At 46.8% G+C, this 24,509-nt stretch carries 26 protein-coding genes and 1 tRNA gene; 15 read left to right on the forward strand and 12 right to left on the reverse strand.

Annotated features, from left to right (window positions below; translation table 11 throughout):
* Window positions 1-72: 72 nt before the first annotated feature.
* The 6 genes from EXW93_RS09090 (at window position 73) to EXW93_RS09115 (ending at window position 4,789) form a co-directional block, all read left to right on the forward strand.
* On the forward strand, window positions 73-333 hold the full coding sequence (locus EXW93_RS09090; RefSeq protein ID WP_035397016.1) for an RNA polymerase sigma factor: 261 nt from the start codon (window positions 73-75) through the stop codon (window positions 331-333).
* Window positions 334-576: 243 nt separating this feature from the next.
* Complete coding sequence (locus EXW93_RS09095; RefSeq protein ID WP_023468529.1) at window positions 577-777, forward strand: cold-shock protein; 201 nt, start codon at window positions 577-579, stop codon at window positions 775-777.
* Window positions 778-860: 83 nt separating this feature from the next.
* Complete coding sequence (locus tag EXW93_RS09100; RefSeq protein WP_023468530.1) at window positions 861-1,226, forward strand: nuclear transport factor 2 family protein; 366 nt, start codon at window positions 861-863, stop codon at window positions 1,224-1,226.
* 124 nt (window positions 1,227-1,350) lie between these two features.
* Window positions 1,351-2,415 carry a 3-phosphoserine/phosphohydroxythreonine transaminase gene (gene serC, locus EXW93_RS09105; RefSeq protein WP_174316394.1) on the forward strand — a complete coding sequence of 355 codons (1,065 nt, stop codon included), beginning with the start codon at window positions 1,351-1,353 and terminating at the stop codon, window positions 2,413-2,415.
* Window positions 2,416-3,573 (forward strand): phosphoglycerate dehydrogenase, encoded by a 1,158-nt coding sequence (locus tag EXW93_RS09110; protein ID WP_058264867.1) that lies wholly within the window; start codon window positions 2,416-2,418, stop codon window positions 3,571-3,573. It begins immediately after the preceding gene.
* A gap of 13 nt (window positions 3,574-3,586) precedes the next feature.
* Window positions 3,587-4,789: a DUF1015 domain-containing protein gene (locus EXW93_RS09115; RefSeq protein WP_055968436.1), complete on the forward strand. Its 1,203-nt coding sequence runs from the start codon at window positions 3,587-3,589 to the stop codon at window positions 4,787-4,789.
* Window positions 4,790-4,844: 55 nt separating this feature from the next.
* Here EXW93_RS09115 and EXW93_RS09120 read toward each other — a convergent pair whose 3' ends face one another.
* On the reverse strand, window positions 4,845-6,617 hold the full coding sequence (locus EXW93_RS09120; protein ID WP_023468534.1) for a glycoside hydrolase family 13 protein: 1,773 nt from the start codon (window positions 6,615-6,617) through the stop codon (window positions 4,845-4,847).
* A gap of 194 nt (window positions 6,618-6,811) precedes the next feature.
* Between EXW93_RS09120 and EXW93_RS09125 the strand changes: the two genes are divergently transcribed.
* Together EXW93_RS09125 and EXW93_RS09130 are read left to right on the forward strand one after the other, a co-directional pair.
* Window positions 6,812-7,525 (forward strand): YebC/PmpR family DNA-binding transcriptional regulator, encoded by a 714-nt coding sequence (locus EXW93_RS09125; RefSeq protein WP_023468535.1) that lies wholly within the window; start codon window positions 6,812-6,814, stop codon window positions 7,523-7,525.
* 244 nt (window positions 7,526-7,769) lie between these two features.
* Window positions 7,770-8,063: a hypothetical protein gene (locus EXW93_RS09130; protein ID WP_023468536.1), complete on the forward strand. Its 294-nt coding sequence runs from the start codon at window positions 7,770-7,772 to the stop codon at window positions 8,061-8,063.
* A gap of 40 nt (window positions 8,064-8,103) precedes the next feature.
* Here the strand turns inward: EXW93_RS09130 and EXW93_RS09135 are convergent, their stop codons facing one another.
* On the reverse strand, window positions 8,104-8,355 hold the full coding sequence (locus EXW93_RS09135) for a hypothetical protein (RefSeq protein WP_023468537.1): 252 nt from the start codon (window positions 8,353-8,355) through the stop codon (window positions 8,104-8,106).
* 357 nt (window positions 8,356-8,712) lie between these two features.
* On the opposite strand from EXW93_RS09135, the gene EXW93_RS09140 reads away from it, so the two are divergent.
* The 7 genes from EXW93_RS09140 to mnhG are packed head-to-tail and all read left to right on the forward strand — an operon-like array spanning window position 8,713 to window position 14,500.
* Complete coding sequence (locus tag EXW93_RS09140; RefSeq protein ID WP_035396993.1) at window positions 8,713-11,118, forward strand: Na+/H+ antiporter subunit A; 2,406 nt, start codon at window positions 8,713-8,715, stop codon at window positions 11,116-11,118.
* On the forward strand, window positions 11,115-11,555 hold the full coding sequence (locus EXW93_RS09145) for a Na(+)/H(+) antiporter subunit B (RefSeq protein WP_023468539.1): 441 nt from the start codon (window positions 11,115-11,117) through the stop codon (window positions 11,553-11,555). The genes EXW93_RS09140 and EXW93_RS09145 overlap by 4 nt, the downstream gene beginning before the upstream one ends.
* Before the next feature lies 1 nt (window position 11,556).
* The gene (locus EXW93_RS09150; protein ID WP_023468540.1) at window positions 11,557-11,898 is read left to right on the forward strand and encodes a Na(+)/H(+) antiporter subunit C; all 342 of its coding nucleotides are present in this window, start codon (window positions 11,557-11,559) and stop codon (window positions 11,896-11,898) included.
* Window positions 11,891-13,378: a Na+/H+ antiporter subunit D gene (locus EXW93_RS09155; RefSeq protein ID WP_035396991.1), complete on the forward strand. Its 1,488-nt coding sequence runs from the start codon at window positions 11,891-11,893 to the stop codon at window positions 13,376-13,378. Before EXW93_RS09150 ends, EXW93_RS09155 begins: the two co-directional genes overlap by 8 nt.
* A 3-nt stretch (window positions 13,379-13,381) precedes the next feature.
* Window positions 13,382-13,858 carry a Na+/H+ antiporter subunit E gene (locus EXW93_RS09160; protein WP_023468542.1) on the forward strand — a complete coding sequence of 159 codons (477 nt, stop codon included), beginning with the start codon at window positions 13,382-13,384 and terminating at the stop codon, window positions 13,856-13,858.
* Window positions 13,859-13,905: 47 nt separating this feature from the next.
* Window positions 13,906-14,142: a Na(+)/H(+) antiporter subunit F1 gene (locus EXW93_RS09165; RefSeq protein WP_369792086.1), complete on the forward strand. Its 237-nt coding sequence runs from the start codon at window positions 13,906-13,908 to the stop codon at window positions 14,140-14,142.
* Window positions 14,126-14,500 carry a monovalent cation/H(+) antiporter subunit G gene (mnhG, locus tag EXW93_RS09170; RefSeq protein ID WP_023468544.1) on the forward strand — a complete coding sequence of 125 codons (375 nt, stop codon included), beginning with the start codon at window positions 14,126-14,128 and terminating at the stop codon, window positions 14,498-14,500. Before EXW93_RS09165 ends, mnhG begins: the two co-directional genes overlap by 17 nt.
* 53 nt (window positions 14,501-14,553) lie before the next feature.
* Here the strand turns inward: mnhG and EXW93_RS09175 are convergent, their stop codons facing one another.
* The 10 genes from EXW93_RS09175 to EXW93_RS09220 all read right to left on the reverse strand — a co-directional run bounded on the left by EXW93_RS09175 (window position 14,554) and on the right by EXW93_RS09220 (window position 24,504).
* On the reverse strand, window positions 14,554-14,997 hold the full coding sequence (locus EXW93_RS09175) for an Rrf2 family transcriptional regulator (RefSeq protein ID WP_023468545.1): 444 nt from the start codon (window positions 14,995-14,997) through the stop codon (window positions 14,554-14,556).
* 216 nt (window positions 14,998-15,213) lie between these two features.
* On the reverse strand, window positions 15,214-16,110 hold the full coding sequence (locus tag EXW93_RS09180) for a glycerophosphodiester phosphodiesterase (protein ID WP_023468546.1): 897 nt from the start codon (window positions 16,108-16,110) through the stop codon (window positions 15,214-15,216).
* A 157-nt stretch (window positions 16,111-16,267) separates the two neighbouring features.
* Window positions 16,268-17,524, reverse strand: coding sequence for a 2-oxoglutarate dehydrogenase complex dihydrolipoyllysine-residue succinyltransferase (odhB, locus tag EXW93_RS09185; protein WP_035396989.1), 1,257 nt, complete (start codon window positions 17,522-17,524; stop codon window positions 16,268-16,270).
* Between the two features lie 35 nt (window positions 17,525-17,559).
* Window positions 17,560-20,400 (reverse strand): 2-oxoglutarate dehydrogenase E1 component, encoded by a 2,841-nt coding sequence (locus EXW93_RS09190; protein ID WP_055968445.1) that lies wholly within the window; start codon window positions 20,398-20,400, stop codon window positions 17,560-17,562.
* Between the two features lie 312 nt (window positions 20,401-20,712).
* Window positions 20,713-21,441, reverse strand: a complete 729-nt coding sequence (locus EXW93_RS09195; protein WP_023468549.1) for an amino acid ABC transporter ATP-binding protein — start codon at window positions 21,439-21,441, stop codon at window positions 20,713-20,715.
* The gene (locus EXW93_RS09200; RefSeq protein ID WP_023468550.1) at window positions 21,438-22,082 is read right to left on the reverse strand and encodes an amino acid ABC transporter permease; all 645 of its coding nucleotides are present in this window, start codon (window positions 22,080-22,082) and stop codon (window positions 21,438-21,440) included. Before EXW93_RS09200 ends, EXW93_RS09195 begins: the two co-directional genes overlap by 4 nt.
* A gap of 31 nt (window positions 22,083-22,113) precedes the next feature.
* Window positions 22,114-22,881: a transporter substrate-binding domain-containing protein gene (locus EXW93_RS09205; RefSeq protein WP_023468551.1), complete on the reverse strand. Its 768-nt coding sequence runs from the start codon at window positions 22,879-22,881 to the stop codon at window positions 22,114-22,116.
* A 201-nt stretch (window positions 22,882-23,082) separates the two neighbouring features.
* Window positions 23,083-23,166, reverse strand: a tRNA-Leu gene (locus tag EXW93_RS09210).
* A gap of 42 nt (window positions 23,167-23,208) precedes the next feature.
* Window positions 23,209-24,141, reverse strand: a complete 933-nt coding sequence (locus EXW93_RS09215; protein ID WP_023468552.1) for an alpha/beta hydrolase — start codon at window positions 24,139-24,141, stop codon at window positions 23,209-23,211.
* A gap of 21 nt (window positions 24,142-24,162) precedes the next feature.
* Complete coding sequence (locus tag EXW93_RS09220; protein ID WP_023468553.1) at window positions 24,163-24,504, reverse strand: hypothetical protein; 342 nt, start codon at window positions 24,502-24,504, stop codon at window positions 24,163-24,165.
* Window positions 24,505-24,509 lie beyond the last annotated feature (5 nt).

The raw sequence follows: 24,509 nt of genomic DNA on the forward strand, positions 1-24,509 counted from the left end.
ATCTACATAATAGTTTCATTACATTACAGTGACAGCATACTATAGAGAAAACTGTCGAAGAAGGAGTGACCTATGTATTCAGACATTGATTTGCTCAATCAAATCAAACAACGCGATTCCGTCGCGTTAGAACGATTATACGATCGTTACGAAAAAACACTCTTTCTTCTATTCCGTCGCACACAAGTCGAGGATGCACTCATTCATGCCGCGATGACGCAATTGTTTCGTACCGTTTGGGAACAACCGACACGTTATCCGAATTTCCAAGGATTCATTTTGCATACATTACGACAACTCAGTAGTAAAAGAGAACATATTCCGACTCGTTGAAAGAATCAGTTATACTCTTTCGACACAAGTAGAATGAACCCTTTAATTGCATGCTTTATTCAGAGAAGAACAGCTTCGTTTGTTCTTTTTTTGTTTTGTCCTTTCTTTTTCGATTCAGGCATGCTATATTATTAAGTAATTATTGTTGTTCGGTGGAGATACGAAGTGTTTCACTTTATATTCGATGAAATTGATCACGGTAGTAATAATCAGTGTGCCAGTCACACGCAGGAGGCAATACACATGGAACAAGGTAAAGTAAAATGGTTTAACGCAGAAAAAGGATTCGGCTTCATCGAGCGCGAAAGCGGAGACGACGTATTCGTACACTTCTCAGCAATCCAATCTGAAGGTTTCAAATCACTTGACGAAGGTCAAGAGGTTTCTTTCGAAGTTGAAGAAGGTCAACGTGGACCACAAGCAACTAACGTTGTAAAACTTTAATTTCTTTTAGACCCTGCTCACGCAGGGTCTTTTTTTTGTTTATATATGCTACACTAGCGATTCAGGAAGAAAGGAGATGTAACATGACACTCGAACAAACGATGCAACACCTTCAAGACGCTATGCTAAAAGGAGATTTATCACAAGTCTCGCATCTATTATCTCCCGAATTCACGTTCATCGATGCATTAGGGCGGTCATTCGATGCCGAGACCTACCTCGATCATTACGTGGATCCTGCAAACATCCGCTGGTTATCCCGGACCGATGATTTTTCATACATTGATCATTTCGAAGATACGGCAATCCAGTATAGTTTGACAGAAGACCGATTTGAATACGGGACAACTCAATACGTTGGTCGTTTCCGGATCGTATCCATCTATCGTGCTACGTCAGATGGTTGGAAATGGCACTTTGGTCAATTGACATCTCTTGATCCGTCGTAACGGATTCAAGGGATGTTTTTGTTTTCATTTTCCATTCATCGTCAGTTGGAATTGCTTCTCATTTTTCATTCCGTTACACTTGAGTGGTACATATTTTCTGAAAATTCAAGAAGGAGTGTTCCTCATGACGGTTTATAACTTCTCTGCCGGTCCAGCAGTCCTTCCTGCCCCGGTCCTATTGAAGGCTCAATCCGAGCTACTCGATTATGAAAATTCAGGACAATCCGTTCTTGAAATGAGTCATCGTTCGCCAATCTTCGAATCGATTCGGGAGGTAGCTGAACAATCCTTACGGAGACTGATGTCGATTCCCGATTCGTACTCCGTATTGTTTCTTCAAGGAGGAGCTACACTTCAGTTCGCGATGTTACCGCAAAATCTGGCGACGAAGACCGGACGGATTGATTTCATCGATACCGGCGGCTGGTCGACGAAGGCGATTGCAGATGCCAAACTGTACGCCACGGTCAACGTGCTCGCCTCTTCCGCTGATCACGGGTATCGCTTCATCCCAGAAGGTCCGTTCACGTCAACGGCCGACTATTTGCACATCACTTGGAACAATACCCTCGAAGGGACGACGTATCAGACACCGCCACATGTCGATGTGCCACTCGTCGCTGATGTCTCGTCTTCGATTTTGTCTGAACCATTGCCAATCGAGTCATTCGATGTGTTGTATGCTGGTGCTCAAAAAAACCTTGGTGTCGCTGGTTTAACGGTCGTCATCGTGAAGAACGAGTTGCTTGATCGTGTTCCTGACACGATTGGTGCCTACTTACGGTATGACATCCATGCCAAACAGCGGTCTCTTTATAACACGCCACCGACGTTTAGTCTTTATATGACGAAATTAGTGCTCGATTGGATTGAAGAGACGGGACTCGAGACGATCGCGGCACGAAACGTCTCACAAGCGCGCATGTTATATGAAGCAATTGATCAATCCGATCTATTTCATAACCATGTAGCCGTCAAGGATCGAAGCCGGATGAACATTCCATTCTCGACCGGAAGCGAATCGAAAGACGCTGCTTTCTTGAACTTTGCTGCGCGTCACGATTTAATCAACCTTGCCGGTCACCGCTCGATTGGTGGAATGCGCGCGAGTCTTTACAATGCGATGCCGACCGAAGGAGTTACGGCACTGATTCACATCATGCACCGTTTTGAACAGGGGGAACGTTAAATGTATCAAATTCAACTATGGAATGATCTATCAGACAAAGGATTAAAACGATTTACAGACGACTATCACGTCCAGCGGGAAACGGAGCAACCAGACGCCTTTCTCGTCCGCAGCAAGGATTTACATGACATGCGCTTTCCAGATAGTCTCAAAGCCGTCGCCCGAGCTGGCGTCGGTGTCAATACGATTCCACTCGATCAACTCGCGAACCGCGGGATTCCCGTCTTTTCGACACCAGGTGCCAATGCGAATGCCGTCAAGGAACTTGTCATCGGTAGTTTGTTCCTGACGGCGCGAAAACTCGTCCCGAGTCTGCTTTGGACGAACAACTTGCGCGGACCGGATATTCCGGAGCGGATCGAAGCGAACAAAAAACAATTCGTCGGAACGGAGTTACTCGGGAAACGAATCGGGATCGTTGGACTTGGGGCGATCGGGGCAAACTTAGCCAACACCCTTCACGAGCTCGGCATGACCGTCACAGGCTATGATCCACATATGTCCGTTGAGTCCGCTTGGCGCGTCTCGAATCAGATTCAGCGGGCAACACAGCTCGAGGATCTCCTCGCGACAAGCGACTACATCACGTTGCATCTCCCGCTCGTTGATGCGACGACGGGTTTACTCGATGCGTCACTCTTTTCAAAAATGAAACACGGCGCGACCCTACTCAACTTCTCGCGTGGTGAACTCGTCGATGAACAAGCGCTAGCCGAAGTGCTCAGGTCCGGTCGCCTGGCGAATTATGTGACGGATTTCCCGAACGCCTTCATCTTGTCCCTCCCCCGGGTCATTGCTTTACCACATATCGGGGCATCAACGAGTGAAGCGGAGGAAAACTGTGCCATCATGGCGGTCGATCAACTGCGTCTGTTCCTTGAGACAGGAAACATCCGCAATGCGGTCAATTTCCCAGCCGTCGAGCTACCGTTCACTGGAAAACGACGAATTACGATTGCTCACCACAACATTCCGAACATGGTCGGTCAAATCGCCTCGGTGTTAGCGCAAGAGTCGATCAATATCGCGAATATGATCAATGGTAGTAAAGATGCGATTGCCTATACGATCATCGATATCGATAACCATGCGGACGAGATGATTTCGCTCGACCGACTGAATCAGATTCCTGGCGTCTTGAAAACACGCCTACTCTAAAGGAGTGAACCCCATGCCAACTTTCGAACCTTTTGCGGCGTTACGACCGGACTCAAAATATGCGGCAGAATTTGCCGCCTTACCGTATGATGTTTATTCGCGCGAAGAAGCACGTTCCGAGATCCGACGTCATCCGCTGTCTTTTTTACGGATCGATAAAGCAGAAGCTACTCTTCCGTCATTAATCGCTGAAGATGACCCACGCGTTTATCAGCAAGCAGCGCTTGCCTTCGAAGAGAGTCAAACAAACGGCATCTTACAGCTCGATGCAGACGAGACGTATTACATTTATCAATTGTCAGATGGAACACATACGCAATCCGGTTTCGTCGGATGTGTTGCCGTCAGTGATTATGAGACGAATCAAATTCGTAAACATGAGTTCACACGTCCTGATAAAGAGCGCGACCGTGTCCGACACGTCGAACAGTTACAAGCACATACGGGTCCGATTTTACTTGCGCATCAAACCGATGCACAACTCGAAGCAATCGTCACGACGATTACTGCTGGCGATCCCCTATATGATTTCACCGTCGATGGAGTGACGCATCGAATTTATAAAATCACCGATCGCAATCATCTATTGACGATCGGGAGCCAGTTCGCCCGTCACGATGCTCTCTATATCGCTGATGGTCACCATCGTGCTGCAGCAGCAGCCATCGCTGCCAGTCGGACGGACCAGGAGGAAGCCCAACGTTTTCTTGGCGTCTCCTTCCCGCAGGATCAATTACGGATTCTCGGTTACCATCGTGTCGTTGAAGATTTGTACGGTCAATCCGTCGTTGATTTCCTCGAGCGATTAGCCCATCGCTTTACGATCACAAAAGGACGTGCCGAACAAACGAAGCCTCACCAAATCGAGATGTATCTCAACCGGCAATGGTATATCCTTTCGTACGATTCTGAACGAATCGGGACGAAAGCGAATCTCGACGTCTCGATTTTACAAGAAGAGTTGTTGACACCGTTACTCGGTATCGAAGATCCACGGACGGACGCACGGATTCAGTTCGTCGGTGGTCATAAGGGGTATGCCGGTCTTGAGCAGATCGTGGACTCTGGACATGCCGCTGTCGCCTTCCACTTGCATCCGACTTCGATCGAAGATTTAATGGCTGTGGCTGATGCGGGAGAAGTGATGCCGCCGAAGTCGACTTGGTTCGAACCGAAGCTTCGGAGCGGTTTACTGATCCATCCGTTTGATTCATAATGCACACGCACTAAAAAAGCAAGTCGCGGATTCGATATCCACGACTTGCTTTTTCTTATACGTGTCGCAAAAGAAGAGCCGACACAGCTTCTACTTGAATAGTTCCCGACAACGTCGTTGCATTTAACAGACTTTCATACGTTCCCTCAAGCGAAAGAGATTGTGCCTCTTCACTTACGTTGACCACGAGCAAGTAAATCTGTTCACCCTGACGTCGCTCGACGACAAATGTCTGTTTTGTATCATCGATCCTTTGGAAATGATACGTTCCGGCATTTGCTAAAACCGGATGCTGTTTTCGAAGAGCGATCAACTGTGCAACGTGATCGAACAACTCACGGTTCTGCTTCGTCTCATCCCATTCCATACACGCACGGTTTGCCGGGTCTTGCCCCCCAGTCATTCCAATCTCATCGCCATAGTAGATGACGGGTGAACCCGGAAATGTCAACAGTGTAGTGAAGAGTAACTTCATTCGATCGATATTCCCTTTCGCACGCGTTAGAGCACGCGGCGTATCATGCGAGTCAATCAAATTGAACATGACCTCGTTGACATTTTGAGAATGCCAGTTTAAATTCCGGCTGACTGCATGTGAGAAATCACGAACGCTCGTCTCGCCCGTCGCAAAACAAGTCAAAAAGCTCTCTGTCAAACCGTAATTCATGACGGCATCAAATTGATCGCCGAGGAGCCATGGTTGCGAATCCGTCCAGCATTCGCCGACGATATAACATGTTCCGTTCGCAGCCCGGACTTCCTTTCGAAACTCACGCCAAAACGCATGATCGACTTCACTAGCGACATCCAGACGCCAGCCGTCAATTCCGAATTCCTCGACCCAGTAACGTCCGACGTGAAGCAAATAGTCTTTGACGTCCGGATGGGCAGTATTCAACTTCGGCATGTTTCGTTCAAATGCAAACACTTCATAGTTTGGAATCGATGGATCGACCGGGAAGGAATCAATCGTAAACCAGTTGGCGTATTTTGAGTCTTGTCCCTTTTCTAAGACATCTTGAAATGCTGGGTGCTCTTCACTAATATGATTAAAGACGGCATCGAGTAATACGCGGATACCGTTCTCATGTAGCACATCGATCATCTTGCGGAACGTTTTCTCGTCACCGAACGCAGGATCAAGCTTCAAGTAATCAAGCGTATCGTATTTATGATTGGATGGTGCTTCAAAGACTGGGCAGAAGTAGACACCCGTGACGCCGAGACGTTGTAAATGATCGACGTGATCAATGACCCCTTGAAAATCTCCACCGAAGAAATTCTGAAAAGCCGGTGCTTCACTTCCCCACTCCTTCGTTCCCGCTGGATCATTCGTCGTGTCGCCATTCGCAAATCGTTCCGGGAAAATTTGATACCAGACCGTATCCTTCACCCAATCCGGTGTATCAAAGACATCCGTCGCATGAACATATGGCACAGAAAAATAATAGCCTGGATGATCGAGTGGTGCTTCGTCATACCAGCCGCGCTCGGTTAAAACGGCTATCTTATCGCCATGAACCTCAAACCCATACCGTACCCGCTTCCGTTCTGGACGGATTGCAATGAACCAATAGTCATACGTCGCATCACTTCCATTGTGTTGCATCGGCGTCCGTTTCACTTTCCATGATTTTTCTTTCTCCGGATCAAAATTCCAATCTCGGTCTTCTTCTTTTTCCGCTTCCCATTCATACGGATCACCATATATCAATTCAACTTTTTCAATATCTCCTTTAGCCGTCATAAGTCGGACATGGACGGTTTCTTGATCATAGGCATAAACGAACGGTGATAATGCGCGATGAACTACTCCAGCCTGATTCAAATTCTGCCACTCTCCCTTAAATTGATATTTCTCTATCGGTAAAGTTCCTTTCTTCCGCATCGCTTAAACGTATTTAGTAGAAATTCAACTGTTCCACCGACATTTTAGTTCAGTCTGTCAGGTAGTTTAAGGTATACTGATAACGCATAGGAAATCACGGATTTCTGACATTACGGAAAGAGAGTGGATACGAAATGGGTCGTAAATGGAATAACATCAAGGAAAAAAAAGCATCAAAAGACAAAAATACGAGTCGGATTTACGCAAAGTTCGGTCGTGAGATTTATGTAGCGGCTAAACAAGGTGAACCCGATCCAGAATCAAACCAAGCATTAAAGGTCGTTCTCGAACGAGCGAAGACATACAACGTGCCACGTGCCATCGTCGATCGGGCGATTGAAAAAGCAAAAGGTGGAGCGGAAGAAAACTACGATGTCTTGCGTTATGAAGGGTTCGGTCCAAGCGGTTCAATGGTCATCGTCGAAACGTTGACGAACAACGTTAACCGGACGGCTTCTGACGTTCGTGCTGCGTTCGGAAAAAATGGGGGAAACATGGGCGTGAGCGGATCCGTCGCTTATATGTTCGATGCGACGGCAATCTTTGCCTTTGAAGGTAAAACTGCAGATGACGTTCTCGAATTGATGATGGAAGCGGATATTGATGTGCGCGATATCCTCGAAGAAGACGAATCTGTCATCATCTACGCTGAGCCGGAACAATTCCATGCTGTACAAGAAGCGTTGAAAGCTGCAGGCATTACTGAGTTCTCACTTGCCGAACTCGTCATGCTCGCCCAAAACGAAGTCGCGTTGTCTGAAGACGACGTCGCCCAATTCGAAAAAATGATCGATGCACTGGAAGATCTTGAGGATGTGCAACAGGTCTACCACAACGTAGAACTATAATCAAAAAGACAAGGGGATGGTCACGACCATCCCCTTGTCTTTTTGATTATAGTTTCTGTATCGGTTAACGCCCAGAATCGGTCACGCACCGTCTGTATTCATCATAAAGTATGAAACGCGTTTCATAACAAGAACTAAAAAAGATTCATTTATGATGTTTATTTCTTGAATTTAATGGGAATAGTAATATTCGGAGTCGATTATAACTTATTTTGCTTTGAAGAAATAAAAGGAGGAACGAACGATGACATATTCTTTAATTGAAACATTCAAACACATCGTAAGCGAGGCAACTAGCTTTAAGCGCGTTGATTTCGGAGGATACGATATTTATATGCAGACAACAGATGGACGAACGATTACGGCACACATCCGCTATGATGGTGGTGGAACAGACTTCAATGAAGCTTATTTAATGCTAGAATCGAGTACCGGTCAACGTCGCACAGCGACCTTAACGCTTTATCAATTCGAACATCTTTCTTCTTATACTGCACACAGTGAACGGACACGTGCCCTAGTCACAACAAGTGCTTAATGACTATAAAACACGCCTCTCATTCGAGAGACGTGTTTTTTTAATTTTCTTCTCGCTCGAGGCGTTCGAGTTCTGCGTGCGTTTGTGGGAATCCATTCGCTTGCCAATCTGCCCGATGAATGGAATCAAGTTGTGTCAGTCCGACTTCAGCCGGATCGCGTTTCGCGTCGACACTTGGACGATGGTCAATATCGTCTGAAGTCGTTTTTCGTTGTTGGTATTGTTGATAGGCGATTGTCGCAATCGCCGCTAAACCACCTAAAATGACACCTGTCTTGAATGTTGCTCGCATGAAAGTTCCCCCTCTAAGGTCATTAGTTGTGCTCTAGGTAGATGTACCCGAGTTACTTGAATTTGAATCATTCTTCTCATGGATCAACGTGTTATTTGAAAAAAATCAAAAAAAATTTCAGCCTATTTCTGCCGTGTTCCTACATATTTAATAATCAAGAGAGAAAATGGCTCTATCCCTTATGCTTCAACGCTTCACGTCATGCAAGAAGGAAAAAAGTACGCTATACTTGATTCAGAAACATCTTCGACGAACAAAATGAATCGTGTCTTCTACTGGACAGTTCCGAGCTTCAACAGCTTGCGTTCGCGTCCCTTTTTCATTTTTGGTCGTCGATGTCACAAAGGAGGGAATTTCGTGTCCGTGATGCACGGGGCTATTTTACTGCCCATATTGATCAGTCTTTTCATTCCGCTTCTAGCGAAACGCCTTCCGAACATTCATACCGGTTGGTTTGTACTTGTCGTACCTGTACTGCTCGTTTCGTATTTCAGCCGCTTTCTCGCTGGTACGATGTCAGGTGAGACCTTTACGGCACGCATGCCGTGGATACCATCGCTCGGTATCGATTTCGTCACGTATCTCGACGGACTCGGCTTATTGTTCGCACTATTGATCACAGGAATCGGCTCACTCGTCGTTCTTTATTCGATTTTTTATTTAGATGCGAAAAAAGAATCACTCGGAACATTTTATGTTTATCTGTTGATGTTCATGACCGCCATGCTTGGCGTCGTGCTGTCAGATAACATGATCGTCCTCTATCTGTTCTGGGAATTAACGTCGATTTCGTCGTTCTTATTGATCGCCTATTGGTACGAGCGGGAACGTTCTCGTTACGGCGCTCAAAAATCGATGCTGATCACCGTCTTCGGTGGACTAGCGATGCTTGGGGGAATCGCGATTCTCTCAACACTCAGTGGATCGTTAAGTATTCGTGAGACCTATGCGTCGCTTGAATCGATTCAAGGTGAACCCTTCTTTTCGGTCGCCCTCGTTTTATTCTTGCTAGCTGCCTTCACGAAATCGGCTCAATTTCCGTTCCACATCTGGTTACCGGATGCGATGGAAGCACCGACCCCTGTCAGCGCCTACTTGCACTCGGCAACGATGGTCAAGGCAGGGTTGTATCTTGTCGCTCGTTTCAGTCCGATTTTTGCGGATGAGTCGCTCTGGTTCTATCTCGTCTCATCTGTCGGAATATTCACCTTATTCTGGGGTTCACTCAATGCGGTGAAACAACATGATTTGAAAGGAATCCTTGCTTACTCGACGATTTCTCAGCTTGGATTGATCATGTCCTTGCTCGGACTCGGAGCAGCCGCCTTGCACGTCGACGCGTTAGATGACGGATTATATACGATTGCGACAGTCGCTGCGATCTTCCACCTGATCAACCACGCGACGTTTAAAGGCAGTCTCTTCATGATGGCGGGAATCGTCGATCACGAGACTGGTACTCGCGACATTCGGAAGCTCGGTGGTCTTGCGCAACTCATGCCGATTTCGATGACGATTGCGATGATCGGGACCCTTTCGATGGCGGGGATTCCACCATTCAATGGTTTCTTAAGTAAAGAGATGTTCTTGACAGGTGTACTTGAAGTTTCAGGATCTGACTTGTTCCACTTACCGTCTTACGGTTGGATTATTCCTGTACTCGCCGTCGTCGGAAGTATCTTTACATTCGTCTATAGCATCTTGATCGTCCGCAGAACGTTCTTCGGTAAGCGTCAAGACGACAAGTTACCGAAAACACCACACGAGGCACCGATTGGCATGTTGATTCCACCTCTCGTCCTCGTCTCGCTCGTCGTCATCATCGGACTCTTCCCGAATATATTATCGGATACGTTGATTCGACCGGCAGTCGAAGCGATCTTACCGCAAGTCGTTGATGCGGGTGGCAAGATTGATGTGCATATTTCAATGTGGCATGGATTCAATACTGAATTATTCCTGACACTCGTGATCATCAGTGCTGGCGTAATCTTGTATAAAACACTCCCACGTTGGCAATCGCTTTACAACCGGATGCCACGTGCCGTCTCCTTGAATCATCAATATGACGCCTTGTTACGTCGTGGTGAACAGACATCGACAAAGATCCATGATACGGTCATGACCGGATACATGCGGTCGTATCTCGTCTACATCTTCGGATTCATCGTCATCTTGATCTTGACGGCATTATACGGGTTTGATGCCTTCCGCTTCGCGGTTGATCCAATCAGCTCGATTGACGCGTATGAGATCATCCTTGCACTCGTTCTCGTTTCGAGTGCCCTCTCGATCACCTTTGCGCGTTCACGACTGACATCGATCATCTTGCTCGGTGTGACAGGTTATACGGTCGCTCTGTTCTTCGTCTTGTTCCGAGCGCCAGACCTTGCCTTGACGCAACTCGTCATCGAGACAGTATCGGTCGCTCTGTTCCTGCTCGTTTTCTATCGTTTACCGGAAATCAGCCGGAAAGAAGAGCGCATTCCGTTCAAGCTCGGCAACGCCTTGATTTCGGCACTCGTCGGACTGACGGTGACACTCGTCGCACTTGCTTCTCTCAGCCAACGATCGTTTACTTCAATCGCCAAATATTACATCGATAATGTCGCTGATCTTGCCGCTGGCGGTAATATGGTCAACGTCATTCTCGTCGACTTCCGTGGCTTCGATACGTTGTTTGAGATTGCCGTTCTCGCACTTGCCGGAATCGGAATTTACACGATGATTAAATTCAGACGAACAGGAGGGATGGATAAATGAAAAAGCAGACAAAAAAACATACGAATGACGTCATCTTAGAGTCCGCGACTTCCTTTATCACGTTCATCATCTTCCTGTTTGCTGTCTACTTGTTCTTTGCTGGACACTATACGCCAGGTGGCGGTTTCATTGGTGGTCTTGTGACGGCGTCTGCTCTTGTCTTGATCTTACTTGCTTACGACATCAAGACGTTACGCCGGATTTTGCCATTCGACTACAAATGGATCACGGCTCTTGGCATGTTGATTGCCGTACTGACGGCTTCAGGAGCGCTTGTCTTTAACGTCCCGTTCTTCACACATGCACATGACTATTTCAACCTACCGTTATTCGGTAAGACATCACTTCATACGGCGATGTTGTTTGATCTTGGTGTTTATCTTGTTGTAGTCGGTGTGACGATGACGATTATTCAAACGATTGGGGAGAGTGATTAATATGGAAATCATCATGGCGATCGCCGCAGGCATCCTGACGATGTGTGCCATTTATCTCATTCTTTCGAAAAGTATTCTTCGCATTATCATCGGAACAGGGTTGCTCAGCCACGCTGCCCATCTACTCGTCATGACGATGGGTGGATTAAAACGAGGCGCGGCTCCGGTCTTAAAGGACGGCGTGACTTCCTATACGGATCCACTACCGCAAGCACTCGTCTTGACCGCCATCGTCATCAGCTTTGGTGTCACTGCCTTTTTCTTGGTACTCGCTTATCGTGCCTATCAAGAACTCGGAACCGATAATATCGAAGAGATGAAAGGAACCGATTCGAATGATTAACTTACCGCTACTACCAATCATCATCCCTTTGTTGACGGGTGTCATCTTGATGTTTTTCCCGAGACACCTCAAAGGACAACGAATCGTTTCCCTCTTTTCGACGATTTTGACTGTCTGTGTCTCCATCTATCTTGTGCTGACTGTCCGGTCGAACGGCATCTTAACAGTCACACTCGGTAGCTGGCCAGCACCTTTTGGTATCACACTCGTCTCTGACATGCTATCCGCTTTACTCGTCACGACGACGAGCATTCTTGTTCTTTGTATCATCTGGTATGCCATTGTCTACTTGAGCGTTTCCTATCAACGATACTACTATTTCATCGCCGTTCAATTCCTGCTCGTTGGTGTCAATGGTGCCTTTACGACAGGTGATATCTTTAACATGTTCGTCTTCTTCGAAGTCTTCCTGATTTCGTCTTATGTCTTGATCGTTCTCGGCGGGAAACCGGCACAATTACGAGAATCGCTGAAGTATCTTTTGATCAACGTCATCTCGTCCGCATTATTCGTCATGACGGTGGCCTTCTTGTACGGAATCATCGGATCACTCAGCATGGCGGATATCAGTCAAAAGATTTCAGAGGTCGGACAGCCGGCAATCCTAAACGTCATCGCCTTGTTATTCCTAATCGTCTTCGGATTAAAAGGTGCGATCTTCCCGCTCTACTTCTGGTTACCTGGTTCTTATCAAGTACCGCCGACGCCTGTTCTTGCTCTGTTCGGTGCCTTGCTGACGAAGGTCGGGGTCTACGGGATTTTACGGACGTATAGTTTGTTCTTCTCAAATGAGATTGGAACGATTCATCAAATCTTAAGTATCCTTGCTCTCAGTACGATCATCATCGGGGTGATCGGTGCGCTTGCGACACGGGATGCGAAGCAAATCATCATCTACAACATCATCGTCGCAGTCGGGGTCATCTTGTACGGGGTTTCCCTCATGACACCGCAAGCACTAGAAGGTGCGATTTTCTACCTTCTTCATGATATGTTGATCAAAGCCGCTTTATTCCTTCTCGTAGGGATCATGGTCGGAATTGCCGGCTCGAGTAAACTGAAAAATATGGGAGGGATGATCAAAACCTATCCTGTACTAGGTTGGACGTTCTTCATCGCGGCGTTATCACTTGCCGGGATTCCACCGCTCAGCGGGTTCATTGGGAAATTCCTGATTGTTCGTGGTGGTATTGAAGCTGGTGAGTTGATTGGACCGATCATCGTCTTACTATCAAGTCTGCTCGTCTTGTATTCCGTCGTTCAATTGTTCATGCGTGCCTTTTGGGGAACACCGAAGACCTACTCGGGTGATAAACAAGCGCTTGTTCCCAAGCTGCTAGTTCCTACGATTGTCTTAGTTGCGCTCAGCGTTCTCTATGGAGTAGGTGCTGAGGCGATGCGTCCACTGATTCAACAAGCCGTCGAACCGTTGACGAATCCAACGCTCTATATCGATGCCGTACTAAAAGGAGGTCGTTAATTCATGGCATTTCAAGTCTTGCTCAACTTATTTCTTGCATTCTTGTGGATGTTTCTCTCAAACAATTTCTCGGCCTCCGGTTTCGTCATCGGTTACGCGCTAGGGCTGATTGCGATGTTCGCTTTCCGTCGCGGCTTCAAAGGTCGCTTTTATCTCGGACCTGTCGTCGCACTCGTCCTATTGTTTTTCCGCTTTCTCTACGAGCTTGTCGTCGCGAACATCGATGTCTTGAAAATCATTTTAAAGCCGAAGTTAGATATTCAACCTGGTATTTTCGCCTATGAGACCGAACTCGATCAACCGTGGCAAATCACGTTGCTGTCAATGCTGATCACGCTGACACCGGGAACGCTTGTCGTTGATATCTCGGATGATAATAAGACACTCTACATTCATGCACTCCACATGCCAGAGGTCGATGAAGCGGTCGCTTCGATTCGCGATAGTTTTGAGAAAGCCATTCTGGAGGTGAGTCGGTGATGTTCGATATTTTAATCTATATCGCACTCGGGGGTGTCTTTCTCTCGATGCTTGGTCTGTTTTACCGGGTCATCAAAGGACCAAGTATTGCGGATCGTGTCATCGCGCTTGATTCAATTGGTATCAGCTTGATTTCAATCGTTGGACTTGTCTCGATCATCTTACGGACGAGCGACTACCTCGAAGTCATACTGTTGATTGGTATACTCGCCTTCATCGGTACAGTTGCCTTTTCAAAATATATCGAGAAAGGAGAGATCATCGAACGTGATCGCAACCAATGAATTGATCGTCGCGGTCTTCGCCTTGCTCGGTATGGGATTTAGTCTCGTCACCGCGCTTGGTCTGATCCGCTTACCGGATGTCTATACGCGTGCTCACGCTGCATCTAAAAGCGCGACATTAGGTGTCATGTCGATTTTAATCGGCGTCATCATCTATTTCGTCACTGAAGATGGATTCTTCTCCTCTCGTGTCGTTCTCGGCATCCTGTTCGTGCTCATCACAGCACCGATTGGAGGACATCTGATCGCTCGTGCTGCATATTACAGCAATGTTCCGTTGTGGAAATCGTCTGTTCGTGACGACTTGTCCCAGAATAAAGAACATGTGGAACCAAAGAAACGCCAAGATGACGTATAAGTATCGCTATGACAAAACCCTCGCTTCCATTCACGGAAACGAGGGTTTTTTGATTAGGAACGCTGTAAAGATGAGGCAGCAAACAAGAGTGCCAACTCATCACGATTATCTAGCAATTCTTCTAATGTATGCTGTTCCAGTTCCCGGATAAAAGCTCGAAGCGCTCGTCCGAGCACACCTTTTAGACGGCATCCTGGTTCGATGACACAATGACCGTTGCTTCCAAAACACTCGACGATATCCATCGGTTCCATCTCCCGAACGACTTTCCCGATGTTGATGTCTTTTGGCTCACGAATCAAACGGAGTCCGCCTGACCGACCTCTTGTTGATTCGACATAGCCAAGTTTCGCTAATTGTTGTGTTACCTTCATTAAATGGTTGGATGAGATGCCATAATGCTTGGCAATCTGCGGCATTGGTGTGATAACATCCCGGTGCACCCCGAGATACATCAACACACGTAGTCCATAATCCGTATACTGTGTAATTCTCACGATCCTCACTCCATTCCTTCCCAAAACTGCACTGTTATCGTACCATGAAATACGAAACTGACTACATTGTTTTGTCTCATGATTCGAAATTCTGATAAACCTCTATAGGGTTTACGTATGGAATGAAATATTGGATTTAAAATACGAGTTTTAAAAACAAAAAACTATTCCTCCTTTCCTGTTCGAAAGAAGAAATAGTATTGTTTCGTTTTTACTTTATTTTTTGTACAGCCCTTTCACGACATCATTGAAACGGTCGGCATAGTTCGTAAAGACACCTGTAACACCATAATCAAGCATACGTACCATATCCGCTTTTTCATTGACAGTATACGGGTGAAGTAATAAATCATGCGCGCGAATCGCTGAGACGTTCTCACGTGTCAACGCTTTGAAGGAAGGACCGACACCGACTGCATACTGACGGATTGCAGTCAATCGATCATCCGTCAATGCCTTGACTTCGTTCGCTTCCATCAACTGAATAAGCGGTACATTCGGATCCATGGCTTTGACTTTTTGAAGGCTTGCTTCACTGAACGATTGAATTAAGACTTGACCCGGTTTTACACGATCACTCGATAAACCATAAGCTTTTAAGGTATTCAATAACTTCTCTTCCATACCTGGATAAACCTCTGGCGATTTTGTTTCAATATAATAGTTCGCATGCTTTCCATATGTCGAGAAAATTTCTTCAAGTGTCGGCACTTTTAATCCAGCGTACTCTTTTCGAGCAAGTGAAGGGTTTACTTCATTGAACCAGCTTCCTGCATCAAGCTTCTTGATTTCTTCAAGTGTCTTGTCTTTGACAGCACCCGTCCCATCTGTAGTCCGATCAACCGTTTCATCGTGCATCGCAATCAATTGACCATCTTTTGTCATCTGTAAGTCAATCTCGATGTAATCTGCTTTAAATTTCTTATGTCCCATTTCATAAGCTGGCATCGTATGCTCTGGTGCATACCCTGAAGCTCCGCGGTGAGCGACGTTGATGATTCGATTTGGATCGAGCAATGATTTTCCTTTTGATTGTGCACCGACATCTTCTGTCGGAAAACCTGTACTTAATATCGCGCCTGCAGCCATCGTTAACCCAAATTGTTTCAACATAATTGATTCCCCCTTGAAATATTCTTACAATACCTATCCTAAGTCGTATGTATGAAGCTGATATAGAGAAAATGTAAATGTCATTTCGTGATTTGATGACAAAGTGTTATTACGACATAGAAAAAGACCCGTTCGATCAAACGGGTCTTCTTGAAACTTACGCTTCGAAAATCAATGACTCTGGATCTTCAAGCAAATCTTTGATGTGCTTCAGGAACGTAACGGCTTCTTTTCCATCAACGATTCGGTGGTCGTAGGAGAGTGCGACATACATCATCGGACGGTTTTCCATCCGTTCAGCATCAATCGCGACAGGACGCAAGTTGATTGCATGCATCCCTAGAATCGCGACTTGTGGACCGTTTAAGATCGGTGTCGACATGAGTGAACCGAACGTACCACCATTCGTGATCGTGAACGTACCACCCGTCAAGTCAGATAGACCGAGTTTGTTGTCACGCGCTTTGACAGCGAGTTGAATGATATCTTTTTCAATCTCAGCGAAGTTCTTCTTGTCCGCATCACGTACGACAGGAACGACGAGACCGTCCGGTGCTGAGACCGCAATCCCGATATCGTAGAATTTCTTCAGGACGATTTCATCCCCTTGAATCTCAGCATTCAAGTATGGCATCTTCTTCAGTGCTGCGACTGCTGCTTTTGTAAAGAATGACATGAATCCGAGCTTGACTTCGTTTTCCTTCACAAATTTCTCTTGGCGACGTTTACGTAGTGCCATGACCGCTGACATATCGATCTCATTGAATGTCGTCAACATCGCTGCCGTTTGTTGAACTTCAACGAGTCGGTTCGCAATCGTCTTACGACGGCGTGACATCTTGATTCGCTCTTCCGGTTTCCCAGGAGCGGCTGAAGGTGCTGGTGCCGGTGTAGCGGGTTTCGTAGGAGCCGGTTTTGCTTGCTCACGTGGTGCTACTTCAAACGTCGCGACGTCTTGGACGCGGATGCGACCAAGTGGATCTTGCGTCGCCACTTGTGCTAAATCGATTCCTTTTTCACGAGCCAGTTTACGGGCAGCAGGTGAAGCAATCGGACGATCCGCAACAGATGTACTTTCAGTCGCTGCTGCAGCCACCGGTTGTTCCGCTTTTTCTTCTGCTTTTGGTGTCTCTTTTGGCGTTTCTTGTACTGGTTCTGCCGCAGCCGGTTTTGGAGCCTCGCCACCAGCAGAGATGACAGCAATCGTTTCCCCGACGCGAACTGTATCTCCTTCAGCAGCCATCACTTCCGTCAACGTACCTGCTTCATCTGACGGTACTTCGATGTTGACTTTATCTGTCTCGAGCTCAACGATGGCTTCCCCTTTTTCCACGTGATCACCTGGTTGTTTTAACCAAGACGCCACCGTTCCTTCAGTAATTGATTCGGCAAGTTCTGGTACTTTGATTTCCATCGTATTCTCCCCCTATGACTCGATTCTATCTTAAGTTATGATGTGTGATTTGATACGTGTGATGGTGCTGTTGGAGTAGAAACAGTCGCTGTGAGTGCATCATTGATGATACGTGCCTGCTCTACTTTATGACCTGACGGGTCACCTTCTGCTGTACTAGAACGACGACGACGACCGATGTAACGGACGGTTTGGATGCCGTTCGGTGCGACTGTCTCAAGTCGAGGTTCCATGAAGGACCAAGCCCCCATGTTTTTCGGTTCTTCTTGTACCCAGACCATCTCTTCGACGGCTTCATAGCGCGCGATGACTTCTTGTAAGGCTTTCGCCGGGAACGGATACAACTCCTCGACCCGGACGATTTGTAGCCAATCGAGATTCTCATCTGATTTTGAAACGGCTTCTGCTAGATCGATTGCCATCTTACCAGAACAGAACACAAGACGTTTAACACGATCTGGTGCTTCGCCAAGTCCAGCTTGTTCGATGACACGTTGGAAACTACCTTCCGTCAACTCAGAGACATCGGATGTCGCAAGCGGATGACGCAAGAGACTCTTCGGCGTCATGACGACGAGCGGTCGGACTTCCTCTTTCCCGAGAATCGCTGCTTGTCGGCGCAACAGGTGGAAGTACTGGGCAGCACTTGACACGTTCGCGACCGTCCAGTTTTTCTCACCCGATAACGTCAAGAAACGTTCTAAACGACCACTCGAGTGTTCTGGTCCTTGCCCCTCATAACCATGCGGAAGCAACATGACGAGACCTGACGTTTGTCCCCATTTTGCTCGGCTAGCTGAGATGAACTGGTCGAAGATGACTTGACCTGAGTTCGCAAAGTCCCCATATTGCGCTTCCCATAATACAAGTGTTTCCGGAGCGAAGACGTTATAACCGTATTCAAAACCAAGTACACCTGCTTCAGACAACGGACTGTTGTAGACCGAGAATGATGCAGTTGCCGTTGACAAGGCATGGAGTGGCGAGAAGCCTTCTCCTGTTTTCACATCATGAAGATTAATGTTCCGTTGTGCGAACGTTCCCCGTTCAGAATCTTGACCGCTCAAGCGGATGGGTGTTCCATCTGAGAGAATCGAAGCGAACGCCAATGTTTCGGCATGTCCCCAGTCAATTCCGTTCTTCGTTGAGAACGCATCCGTCCGGCGCTTCAGGACCTTCTCAAGTTTATGGAACACTTGGAAGCCGTCCGGCCACTGTAATAATTCTTCATTGTACGCCGTCAATGTTTCAATCGAGACCCCTGTCTCGATGGTCGGAACGCCTTTAAAGACGACGTCCGGCATGACCCCACCATACTCTTTCTCGACGTTTGGTACTTTTTCACGAGCTGCTTTCATCTGGTCATTGATCGATGTTTCAATCGATTGAATTTCGTCAGCTGTCGCATCCCCGTTCGCGACAAGTGTTTTCCCGTACAAGACACGAATTGGATCATGTTTATGAATCAAATCGTATAAGACCGGGTTCGTATTCATCGGTTCATCCATTTCGTTATGACCAAAACGACGATATCCGATCAAATCAATCATGACATCCTTCTTAAACGTTGCCCGATACTCGCTCGCGAGCAACGCGACAGCGAGACAGCTTTCCGGCTCATCCGCATTGACGTGGAAGACTGGGATCTCATATCCTTTGGCAAGATCACTCGAGTAACGCGTCGAACGGGAGTCCGTCGGCTCCGTCGTGAAGCCGATCGTGTTGTTCGCGATGATATGAATCGTTCCGCCGGTGTTATATCCTTTGAGATTCGCTAAGTTCAATGTTTCAGCCACGATTCCTTGACCTGGGAACGCTGCATCACCGTGGATCAGGATCGCAGCAGCAGCCGCTTGCTCTTGGCGTGGTGCTCCTTTTTGTGAGCGATCATCTTGTGCCGCACGTGTGAAGCCTTCGACGACTGGGTCGACGAACTCAAGGTGCGACGGATTGTTCGCAAGCGTCATCCGCACGTTACGTGTCTCTTGCTCAAGTTTTCGGTTTAAACCGAGGTGATACTTCACGTCGCCCGTCCAACCGTACGTGATCCCAATCGAGCCTTCAGATGGTACGAGGTCGTGGTTTGGTGCATGCTGGAACTCAGCAAAGATCATTTCATACGGCTTCCCGAGTACGTGCGCCAAAACGTTCAACCGTCCACGGTGTGCCATTCCGATATTGATCGTCTCCGACCCGTTCGAGATGAGGTGTCCGACGATTGTGTCGAGCAATGGCACCATCGCGTCAAGTCCTTCAATCGAGAAGCGTTTTTGACCGACGTATGTTTTGTGCAAGTATTTTTCGAAGAGGTCCGTTTCAGCTAAGCGTTTGAACAACTGTTTCTTTTGTTCAGCATCTAGCGTCGCTGTCAAAGCACCTTGCTCGATTTTCTGACGGAGCCATTTCTTTTCATCGAGATCGTCGACATGCTGGAACTCAACTGCGGCTGCTCCCGTGTACTGCGCTTTTAAATGTTCGATGCCTTCAAATGCGTCCTGTACACCAGTTGGTGGTTCAGGACAGACGAGTGAGACTGGCATTTTTCGAAGATCTGCTTCTGTCAATCCGTACTGACTCAATTCGAATAATCCTGTTTCTCGCGGATGGTCCTTCAGCGGATAGATATCCGCCGCAAGATGTCCTTTTGCACGAATTTGTTCCGCTAAACGATTCGCCGCAAGATATTTTTCGAAATCTCCTGTCTCGACTTGCATCGGTACAACTGGTTCCGTCACGGGTGCACCATGCTCTTCGAAATAAGCACGTGTCTCCTCATCAACGGATGTTTTGTCTTCTAAAAAACGCTCGTACAATTCAATGATGTAGCCAAGGTTTGGTCCATAGAATGCTTGTTGATCTTGCTCGTGGCCTGCCATGTACGGTTCCCCCCGTTTCTATATTTCTCCCCACACATCCAGTGGATACTCGATGTGTTTCCAGCCCTCTACCTGTTAGCGCTTTCAAAAGGAATTGCATGAATAAAACGCTGAACGTCATGAGAAGGAATGATCGTGTCATTCTTCCATGAAAGTGCCTTCGTTACTATATTACTACTCTTTTCCTGTGTGTGCATTTCGAATTCCCAAATTCTTGCGCTTAAATGTATAAGTTTTTCTTATGAGCGCTTAGCCAGTTATTTATGATTCGTCAAAAAACCGGCGTATCCGCATTTAGATACGCCGGTTCCATCATAAGACTTTACTAAGGAACGATTGCGTCCGTTCGTGTTGTGGAGAATCAAACAATGCTTGTGGCACGTTCTCTTCGACGATATAGCCACCATCCATGAATAAGACGCGATCTCCAACCTCTCGAGCAAATCCCATCTCATGGGTCACGACGACCATCGTCATGCCTTCAAGGGCAAGCTGTTTCATGACGGCAAGCACGTCACCGACCATTTCCGGGTCAAGCGCTGACGTTGGCTCATCAAACAACATGATTTTCGGATTCATCGCAAGCGCGCGGGCAATAGCGACCCGCTGTTTTTGACCTCCAGATAATTCACCTGGATAATTATCCGCTTTTTCACGTAATCCGACTTTATCGAGTAGTTCAAGTGCCCGCTGTTTCGCCTGTTCTTTATCCGATTTACGCACTTTAATCGGTGCGAGCGTGACGTTTTCTAGCACGGTCTTATGTGGGAAGAGATTAAAATGTTGAAAGACCATCCCGACTTCTTCCCGGACCTTGTTGATATCGACCTTTGGACTCGTAATGTCGAAATCATCGACGATGACCGTGCCACCCGTGATCTCTTCCAATCGATTCAAACAGCGTAAAAACGTACTTTTCCCAGATCCCGACGGACCGATGACACAAACGACTTCTTTTTCTGCAATCGAGACGTTGATGTCTTTTAAGACTTCATTCGAACCGAAGGATTTTTTTAAGTTCTTCACTTCAATGATACTCATCGTAATGTAAACCTCCGTTCCAAGAACTTCGCCACTAAGGACAAGAGATAAATGATGACGAAGTACATCAATCCGACGACAGACCAGACGATAAATGGTTCGAACGTCGTCGATTGCTGAACCTGACCTTGTTGCGTCAAGTCAGCGATTCCGATGATCGACAGCAACGATGTATCTTTTAAGCTGATGATCGATTGGTTCGTAATCGTTGGTAACATCCGTCGGAATGCTTGCGGTAAGATGATCTGTACCATCGTTTGACGCCCTGTCATCCCGAGTGAACGCGCAGCTTCTGTTTGTCCTTTATCAATCGACTGGATACCAGCTCGAATGATCTCCGCAAAATAAGCACCGGCATTGATTGCGACCGTCAGTATCCCTGCATACATCCGGTCCATCGATAACCATTCGAGCGAATTGAGTCCAAAATAGATGAAGAATAACTGAACGATGAATGGCGTTCCGCGAATGACATCAATATAGACAATTGCGATCCCGTTTAAGATTTTTGATGGTGATAACCGCATCAATGCGACGACTAAGCCAATCAGAAAGCCGACGATGACCGCGATGATGAAAATATACAATGTGACTTGAAGCCCTTCCAAGAAAAATGGAAATGCGGTTTTGACCACTTCCATTGGCTATCCCACTCCCTTATCGCCTTGCGACTTATTTCAGATACGTGTCAACGATTTTATCGTATTCACCGTTTTCTTTCAGATTCGCAAGCCCTTTGTTGATTTTCTTCATCAGATCCTCGTTCTCACCTTTTAAGACAGCGATTCCGTAGTTGTCCCCGTTGAGACGGTCTCCGACAAGTTTTAATCCAAGGTTTTGTTGTTTGTTTGCATATGAGATGACAGGATAATCTTCAATCAAAGCAGCAGCGTTACCATTCTTCACTTCTTGGAACATCGCTGGACTGTCATTGAACTGTGTGACTGTAAAGCCCAGTTTATCTGCGTTATCCGTTGCATATTTCGCACCCGTCGTTCCCTTTTTGACGGCTACTTTTTTCCCTTTTAAATCGTTGACAGATTTAATACCATTCTCATCTTCTTTGACGACTAGAATAAGACCAGCTTTGAAGTATGGATCCGAGAATGTGACGACTTTCTTCCGTTCTGGCGTAATACTCATACCGGCAATGGCAACGTCCAATTGATTTGCTTGAAGTGCCGGAATGATGCCGCTAAAGTCCATCGCCTCAAATTGAATCTTGAAGTTCTGATCCTTCGCGATTGCTTTCATGAGATCGATGTCGATTCCTTTGTACGTATCCCCGTCTTTATATTCGAATGGTGGATACGTGACGTCAATGCCGACCTTATAAGTCTTTCCTTCAGACGACTCTTCTTCTTTCGAACCGATGCTACATGCACCAAGTACGAGAACACAGCTCATCAAGAGCGCTAGCAAGATACTCCCTTTTTTCATGTTTGTTTCCCCTCTCCTATGTGTTAAAGATTGTCTACTTCACTTAGTACTTTCCCTGAAGAGTACCCTCTTTAAAACGTATTTTACCAGAAAAATTCTAAAAAGATAAATATTTCTGAATTTTTATTCGTTGTAATCGTTTTCTATTCAGCAATAAAAAAAGGGCAACCCCCTGCTGGGATTGCCTCCTTCAATCATTTATGCCGCCGAGAGGACTTGAACCTCCACGGTGTTGCCACCACTAGATTCTGAGTCTAGCGCGTCTACCAGTTCCGCCACGACGACGTTGATTTATGATATTAATATAGCGGGTAAAGAACGGAGTTGTCAATCATTTCGCAAGATGTTGCGAACGAACTTCTCGACGACATCATCATACAATGCTGGATCCTCAAAATAGGCCATCGCATGAGCGGCATTTGGAATGACGACGAGCTCTTTTTCCGTTGGACAAGCTTCATACAGCTCATACACCATGTCTGTCGGTACGAATGTATCCGCCCCACCATGGATGAACAAAATCGGTACTTGTGCCTTTTTGACCTGTTTCAGCGCAGATGCTTCACGGAACGTATAACCAGCCTTTAGCTTCGTCAATACGCTCGTCATGCCTAAGAACGGAAAGTGTGGTAGACGGTACATCCGCTTCATCTGATACGCAAGGACTGCATTAACGGACGTATAGGCACAATCAGAAATGATTCCTTTGATTTGTGGTGGGAGTTGTTCGCCACTCGTCATCAATACGGTCGCCCCTCCCATCGATACGCCATGCAGGAATAGTTTCGCCTCCTGTCCGATCCGTTCAATCAGATAGTTCGACCAACTGAGACAATCTTCCCGATCATGCCATCCGAATCCGATGTAGTGACCGTCACTCATTCCGTGTCCACGATTATCGGGCATCATGACATGGAAACCGGCCTGATGGTACAGATAGGCGAATCCGGCTAAATCCGTTCCGACGCCTCCGTACCCGTGCACGAGAATGACGATCCGATTTGACGGAACAGGTGACGGAAGAAAATGCCCGCGTAACGTTAAACCGTCTTTCGCTTCAATCTCGATCCGCTCAAGCGGTTGCTCCTTGATCCATGTCTGACCAGGTTGCATCAATCGGACCATCTCGTCACTTAGATCTCGATTATTCGATAAGAATGGCTTTGGATTCGTAGCGATTGCCATCTCGTAAAAATAATAACTCGCTGCTACTAATCCGGATCCGATGACTCCGATTCCAATTTTTGTTCTGCGACGCATCTGCCCCACTCCTTCTTTCCGTTATAACTCGATCTTCAGTTGAGCAGCATGGTCATCCTCTTCATCCTGCAAGACTTGTTGACGTAATCGCTGTTCTTGTTGCTGACGCCGGTAGGCAAATTCTTGGACGAGCTCTGTACCCGTGAATCCATCTTCTACGAGTTCGCTCAATAAATCTGTTTCTGTCTCGACGACCTCCCCCGGACGTCGCATGACGAGAACATCTCCGACTTGTGCAATCAGCAATTCATCTTCTAGACGAAGTGCATCGTAAAATGGTTCCGGTAACGTCATCCGACGTGTCTCCGGATTGATATGGACGCGTTTATAAACGCCTAATGCTTGAAACTTACGACGTGCCATTGCGT

Source organism: Exiguobacterium sp. JMULE1 (assembly GCF_013337175.1).
In the GTDB taxonomy this organism is placed as follows: domain Bacteria; phylum Bacillota; class Bacilli; order Exiguobacteriales; family Exiguobacteriaceae; genus Exiguobacterium_A; species Exiguobacterium_A indicum.